General features: G+C 75.0%; 7 protein-coding genes and 1 pseudogene. 2 read left to right on the top strand and 6 right to left on the bottom strand.

Annotation, left to right across the window (positions count from 1 at the left end):
* Nucleotides 1-144 (top strand): annotated as a pseudogene (locus ACZ3YL_RS18440) (AraC family transcriptional regulator); the annotation flags it as partial.
* Nucleotides 145-307: 163 nt separating this feature from the next.
* Here the strand turns inward: ACZ3YL_RS18440 and infA are convergent.
* The 3 genes from infA to ACZ3YL_RS18425 all read right to left on the bottom strand — a co-directional run bounded on the left by infA (nucleotide 308) and on the right by ACZ3YL_RS18425 (nucleotide 2707).
* Nucleotides 308-532 carry a translation initiation factor IF-1 gene (infA, locus tag ACZ3YL_RS18435; RefSeq protein ID WP_188306513.1) on the bottom strand — a complete coding sequence of 75 codons (225 nt, stop codon included), beginning with the start codon at nucleotides 530-532 and terminating at the stop codon, nucleotides 308-310.
* A 64-nt stretch (nucleotides 533-596) separates the two neighbouring features.
* On the bottom strand, nucleotides 597-1379 hold the full coding sequence (locus ACZ3YL_RS18430; protein ID WP_188306512.1) for a GNAT family N-acetyltransferase: 783 nt from the start codon (nucleotides 1377-1379) through the stop codon (nucleotides 597-599).
* Nucleotides 1380-1609: 230 nt separating this feature from the next.
* Nucleotides 1610-2707 carry a baeRF3 domain-containing protein gene (locus tag ACZ3YL_RS18425; protein ID WP_465658461.1) on the bottom strand — a complete coding sequence of 366 codons (1098 nt, stop codon included), beginning with the start codon at nucleotides 2705-2707 and terminating at the stop codon, nucleotides 1610-1612.
* Between the two features lie 179 nt (nucleotides 2708-2886).
* On the opposite strand from ACZ3YL_RS18425, the gene ACZ3YL_RS18420 reads away from it, so the two are divergent.
* Nucleotides 2887-3357 (top strand): tautomerase family protein, encoded by a 471-nt coding sequence (locus ACZ3YL_RS18420; RefSeq protein WP_465658459.1) that lies wholly within the window; start codon nucleotides 2887-2889, stop codon nucleotides 3355-3357.
* Here ACZ3YL_RS18420 and ACZ3YL_RS18415 read toward each other — a convergent pair.
* From ACZ3YL_RS18415 to ACZ3YL_RS18405, 3 genes are all read right to left on the bottom strand, one after another.
* On the bottom strand, nucleotides 3326-4576 hold the full coding sequence (locus tag ACZ3YL_RS18415) for an NAD(P)/FAD-dependent oxidoreductase (RefSeq protein WP_465658457.1): 1251 nt from the start codon (nucleotides 4574-4576) through the stop codon (nucleotides 3326-3328). The genes ACZ3YL_RS18420 and ACZ3YL_RS18415 overlap by 32 nt on opposite strands.
* Nucleotides 4573-4770: a ferredoxin gene (locus ACZ3YL_RS18410; protein ID WP_188307302.1), complete on the bottom strand. Its 198-nt coding sequence runs from the start codon at nucleotides 4768-4770 to the stop codon at nucleotides 4573-4575. Before ACZ3YL_RS18410 ends, ACZ3YL_RS18415 begins: the two co-directional genes overlap by 4 nt.
* 138 nt (nucleotides 4771-4908) lie before the next feature.
* On the bottom strand, nucleotides 4909-6108 hold the full coding sequence (locus tag ACZ3YL_RS18405) for a cytochrome P450 (protein WP_188307303.1): 1200 nt from the start codon (nucleotides 6106-6108) through the stop codon (nucleotides 4909-4911).
* Between the last annotated feature and the right edge of the window lie 39 nt (nucleotides 6109-6147).

Raw genomic sequence — 6147 nt, 5'->3', positions numbered from 1 at the left:
ACCACCCCGGTCCACGCCGTCGCCACCCGCTGGGGCCTGCCCCGCGCCGACGACTTCAGCCGCGCCTTCCGCGCCGCCTACGGGCTCTCACCCCGCGAACACCGCCGGCGGGCGCTGGCGGGGGGCGGTACGGACGGGCCGTAGACGCGATGCCAAGGAGGTGGCGACGCAGTGCCAACACGGCCGCTGCGCACAGTGGCATCCTCCACGAGGAAACACCGCAGGTGCGCCCGGGCCCGTCAGCCCGGCAGAACCGCTGGTGGCCCGGCACGCCACGGGGGAGCGTGCCGGGCCGCCCCCTTTGCCGCTAGTTGCGGTAGCGGTAGCGGATCCGGCCGCGGGTGAGGTCGTAGGGGCTGAGCTCCACGAGCACCCGGTCGTGCGGGAGGATCTTGATGTGGTTCTTGCGGACCTTCCCGCTGATGTGGGCGAGCACGACGTGCCCGTTCTGGAGTTCCACCTTGAAGTTGGCGTTGCGTAGGCACTCGATGACGGTGCCTTCGACTTCGATGCCGTTCGTCGTCTTGGTCATGGTCCTCACCTCTTCTTCTCGTTCGATGTCGGTGCGGTCGGGGCGACCGCGGGGTGGGTCGGGGTCAGCGGCGTACGAGTTCCAGGGTGCTGCCGTCGCGCCGGGCGCCGATGCCCTCGAAGAGGGCGGTGGCGGCCGTGTCGGTCTCCGTCACCTCGGTCCAGGCGGTGGCGGTGCCGTGGCGGTGCAGCTCGTCCAGCGCGTGGGCCAGCAGTGCCCGGGCGATGCCCCGGCGGTGCAGTGCGGCCCGGACGGCGATCAGCCCGATCCGCGGGCGGCGCGGCGGGTTCACCCGGATCAGCCCCACGTAGCGGTCGCCCTGACGGGCCACCGCGTACCGGGAGGGGTCGACCACGATGGTCCCGGCCGGGCGGGGCAGTACCTGGGCCGGCACCGCCTGCCAGCCAGCGCCGGCCGCGACCTCGTCGTGGATGACGCGCTCCAGAGCGCGCAGCGGGCCCTCCTCGGCCCGGCCGGCAGGCACGATCGTCACGCCCGCCGGGGGCCGTACCGGGCCGAGGCCGGTGATCTGCGGGTCGGTGGGCACCAGGTAGCCCCACTCGCGGCGCACCGGCGTGAAGCCGGCCCGCTGCCAGGCGGACAGCGCGTCCTGGTCGGCCTCGTCGGCCACGGTGTGCAGGGGTTCCGGCAGGTCGGCCGGCATGGCGGCGGCGAGGCGCTCGAAGGCGGCGTCGTGCCAGGCGTCGATGCTGACGAACAGCCGCCCGTCGGGCCGGCGCGAGGCGTCGCCGCGGCCGACCGTCCGGCCGTCCTCGACGGCGTGCCATTCGGTGTCCGAGACCCGCGTCACGGCAGGGGTGTTCGGGGCGGTACGGGGAGAGTTCACGGTGTTGCCTTTCGGAAGTGCCTTGTCTGAGGCGCTCCCGGGCGACACCAACGTCAATCGCCCACCGTGACGACAAGGGGGAGCACCCACCCGGTTGCAGCCTTCATGGGTCTCACCTCCTCGCGTTCGTCTCACGGCTGCGCAGACCGTAGCAGCCAGCGGCCCCTGGGCCCAACCCGTTTTCCGCGCCCGGGTGGTGGGGTGGGGCCCGGGCGCGGCGGGGGGGTGGGTCAGAAGCGCAGGTCGGCGGCGATGCGGCCGGAGTCGGCGAGGGCGCCGTCGGGGACGAAGGTGATCCGGGCGCCGGTGTCGAGGGCGCGTTCGATGACCTCGTCGACGATGTCCTCGCGGGCGCCGGGCTCGTCGGCCTCGGCGGGGACGAGGTGGTCGCCGTCGTCGCGGACGGTGGCGCGGTAGTTCTCCTCGACCGCCAGCGAGGCGATCCGGCCCTCGGCGGCGACCTTCCAGACCTCGTCGAGGCCGGCGGCGAACGCCTGGCGGCCGCGGGCCTTGTCGAGCCGGGCGAGGGTGTCGCCGATCTCGCGGTCGGCGTGGGCGCGGACGGCGGGTCCGACCACCCGGCGGACGGTCTCGACGTCGGCCTGGGCGAGGCCGCCGTGCGGGATCTGGGCGGTGGCCTCCTTGGTGATCGGGCCGGCGGCGTCCAGCAGGGCGAGGGCGGGCGCGTCGCCGACGACGTACAACGGGCGGGGGTCGGCGGCCAGCACCTTGCCGATCGCGGTGTCGGCCTGGCGCAGGAAGGTCTTGGTCTCCTCGTCGCGGAAGGTGCTGGGGGTGTCGCCGATGCGCTCGCGGCGTTCCGGGTCGGGGTTGTCGAAGGTGCGCGCCAGCGGGAAGCCGTGCACCTTCTCCTCGCTGACCCGCTCCTGGTCGCCGCTCCACAGCACGGCCCGGTCGGCGGCGACGGCGAGCACCCAGTAGGGGCGTTCGGCGGCCTGGGCGGAGACCAGGTTGCGGGTGAGGAAGGTGTCGGACAGGACCACCCGGGCGGGGGCGGTGCGGGCGAACGACCAGACCTGGTGCTCTCCGGGGGCGGCGAGGATGGCGAGGCCGTCCTCGGCGTGCACCAGGTCGACCTCGGTGAGGGCCTTGTCGAGCTGTCCGATGACGTCGATCCGGTCGGCCCGGGAGACCTCGGGGTCGGCCTGGATCCGCTCCTTCGCCTCGGCGAGCAGGTTGCGCAGCCGGACCGGGTCCTGGGCGTTGTCCGGTTCGCGGCGGTGGGTGGGCATCAGGATGGACACCGCCGGGTAGGGCCGGGGCCGGCGCAGTTCGGCGAGGACGGCGGGGCTGAGGGCGGGGTGCATGGGGACCCTTTCCGAAGGCGGTCGGCCTTCTTTGCGTGGACGCACGGTGCCTGGCACAGCTGCCAAATGTCCTCAATGTAGCGATTTGCGCACCGGATCGCCGGGTCAGCTCTTGCCCCGGGGCCGCCCGGGGCTGTACCTACTGGTAGGTACAGTTGGGGTTCCGGGAGGGAGTCGGCATGCCGTTCGTCCGCATCGACACGTGGGGGGCCGGTCCGCAGCGGCTCGACGCCCTGGGGCGCGCCGTGCACCAGGCCCTGGTGGAGACGCTCGGGATCCCGCCGGACGACCACTTCCAGGTGCTCACCGACCACGACGGCGCCAACGGCACGCTGCGCTACGGCGGTTACCTCGGGGTGCGGCGCGACGAGGGCATCGTCTACGTGGCGGTCACGCTGCGCGCCGGGCGCGCGGAGGAGCGCAAGCGGGCGCTGTACCGCAGGATCGCCGAACTCGCCGAGGAGTACGCGGGCACCGAGCCGCGCAACGTGTTCGTCGTCCTGACCGAGAACGCCTGCGCCGACTGGTCGCTGGGCGAGGGGGTGGCCCAGTACGCCCTCCCGCCCGGGGAGGGCGTACCGCTTCGGGAAGGCGTGCCGCTTCGGGAAGGCGCAGCGCTCAGCCGACCGGCGCGGCCCGCCGGTCGGTGACGGGCGGCCAGGGCTCGCGGGCCGCGACCTGGGCGCGCAGGGTGCGCAGGGCCCGGGCGGCGGCGATGCCCACCGCGCCGGTGACCCGGCCCTCGCGCACGCAGGCGGCGGCGAAGCGGTGCTCGGCGAGGCTGCCGTCCACCACCTCGAACCGGTCGGCGGCGCCGGGGCTGCCGAAGGCCTGCACCCGCAGGCCGTACTGGTCGGTCCACAGGTACGGGACCGGGTCGTAGGCCCGGCGGGCGCCGTCCGGGCCGGCCAGCAGGTCGCGGGCGGCGTGCAGGGCCTGTTCGGCGGCGTTGGTGCGCTGTTCGAGGCGCCGGCGGCGGCCGGTGCGCGGGTCGGGCCAGGCGGCCACGTCGCCCGCCGCCCAGACGCCGGGGCCTGCGGCGCAGTGGGCGTCGCAGGCCACGCCGCCGTCCGCGTCCAGCGGCACCCCGCTGCCGGCCAGCCACTCGGTGGCCGGCGCGGAGCCGATCGCCATCAGCACGGCGTCGGCGGCCAGTTCGGAGCCGTCGGCGAGCCGTACGCCGGCCGCCCGGCCGCCGCGCCGGAGCACCTCGGCGGCCTTGCCCTGCCGGATCCGCACCCCGTGCTCGCGGTGCAGCCCGGTCAGCAGCGCGGCCGGCTCGGCGCCCAGGACGGCGGCCAGCGGGGCGGCCGCGGAGACCAGCCAGGTCACCTCGGCGCCGAGGCCGACGGCGGTGGCCGCCGCCTCGGCGCCGAGCAGCCCGCCGCCGACCACCAACAGCCGTACGCCCTGGCGCAGTTCCTCGCGCAGGGCGAGGGCGTCGGCGAGGGTGCGCAGCACGTGGGCGCCGGGCAGCGGGGCCTGGGCGCCGCCGGGCCGGGGTGTGGTGGCGCCGGGCAGCCGGCGCGGGCGCACACCGGTGGCCACGACGAGGGCGTCGCAGCGCACCCGGCTCCCGTCGGCCAGGTGCACGGTGCGGCTCCCCCGGTCCAGGTGGTCGGCGGCCACCCCCAGGCGCAGGTCGAGCCGTAGCTCCTCCAGCGCGCCGGGGGTGCGCAGGGCCAGCCGTTCGGGCTGCCACTGCCCGTCGAGCAGCTGCTTGGACAGCGGCGGCCGGTCGTACGGGGGTTCGTGCTCGGCGCCGACCAGGGTGAGGCGGCCGTCGTAGCCGGCCCGGCGCAGCGCCTCGGCGGCGTGCAGTCCGGCCGCGCCGGCTCCGACGACGGCCACCTCGCGCGGAGCGGTCACCCCTGTTCCAGGGTGATCGCCGCGGCCGGGCAGACCGCGGCGGCGTCCTGGACGGCCTGGTGGAGTCCGGCCGGCGGGTTGGCGTCGAGCAGGACGACGATGCCGTCCTCGTCGCGCTGGTCGAAGACGTCGGGGGCGGCGAGCACGCAGCTGCCGGCGCCGCAGCACTTCTCCTGGTCGATGCGGACGAGCATGGGTGGGGTTCCCTTCGGGGCTTCGGGGTCGGTGAGGGGTGGTCAGGCACGGAGGGGTGATCAGGCACGGAGGGGCGGTCAGGCACGGAGGGGCGGTCAGGCACGGAGGGGTGGGTGACGGGCGCGGAGGCCCGGGGGTCACCAGGCGACGGGCAGCTCGTGGACGCCGTAGATGAGCATCTCGCCGCGGAAGCGGACCTCCTCGAACGGCACCGCCAGGCGCAGTCCGGGCAGCCGGCGCAGCACGCTGTCGAGGGCGATCTGCAGTTCCAGCCGGGCGAGGGGCTGGCCCAGGCACTGGTGGACGCCGAAGCCGAAGGCCAGGTGGCGGCGGGCGTCGCGGGTGAGGTCGAGGTCGTCGGCGTCGGGGAACTCCGCGGCGTCCCGGTTGGCGAGGCTGATCATGCAGATGACGCCCTCGCCGGCCCGGATCCGCACCCCGCCCAGCTCGACGTCCTCGGTGGCGACCCTGGTCAGGCCGGAGTGCACGATCGTCAGGTAGCGCAGCAGTTCCTCGACGGCGCCGGGGACGGCCTCGGGGTGGCGGCGCAGGTGGTCGAGCTGGGCGGGGTTGCGCAGCAGGGCGAGGATCGACAGCGCGGTCATGTTGGCGGTGGTCTCGTGCCCGGCGACCAGCAGCAGCCGGCCCATCGCGCCGATCTCCTTGGTGTTCAGCTCGCCGCGTTCCACCAGTCGGCTGAGGATGCCGTCGTCGGGCTGGGCGCGCTTGGTCTCGGTGAGGTCCTCCAGGTAGCCGGTCAGCCGCTCCTGGGCGGTGATGACGTCCTCGACGGCGGAGTCGCGGCGCAGCAGGACACGGCTGCACTCCTGGAAGAACTCGTGGTCCTGGTAGGGGACGCCGAGCAGCAGGCAGATGACCAGGGAGGGCAGCGGCAGGGCGAACTCGCCGACCAGGTCGGCGCCGGTGCGCCCTTCGGTCATCCGGTCCAGCAGCTCGTCGGCGATGCGCTGGATCTCGGGGCGCAGCGCCTCGACCTTCTTGATCATGAATTCGCCGGTGAGCATCCGGCGCAGGCGGGCGTGCTCGGGGTCGTCCATCCGGATGAAGGTGGGCTGGCCGTTGGTCAGCTGGCGGGCGCCGGCGCTGATGAAGGGGAAGCCGGCGCGGTTGGCGTCCGCGCTGAAGCGGGCGTCGGAGAGCACCGCCTTGACGTCCTCGTGCCGGGTGAGCAGCCAGCTGGGGGATCCGTCCCACAGCGAGATGCGGCTGATCGGCTCCTCCCGCTGGGCCTGCTGGTAGGCCGGCGGCGGGGCGAACGGGCAGGCGCCGCGGGCGGCGGGGTGGGTGGAGCTGGGGGTCTGTGCGGCGGTGGCCATGGGGGGCTCCCCTCTCGGAGCTGGCTGTGCCGGATGGGT

The sequence above is a fragment of the Kitasatospora sp. NPDC023176 genome (assembly GCF_055560495.1).
The sequence above is the reverse complement of the archived record's forward strand: the minus strand, read 5'-3'. Positions and strand labels throughout refer to the sequence as shown.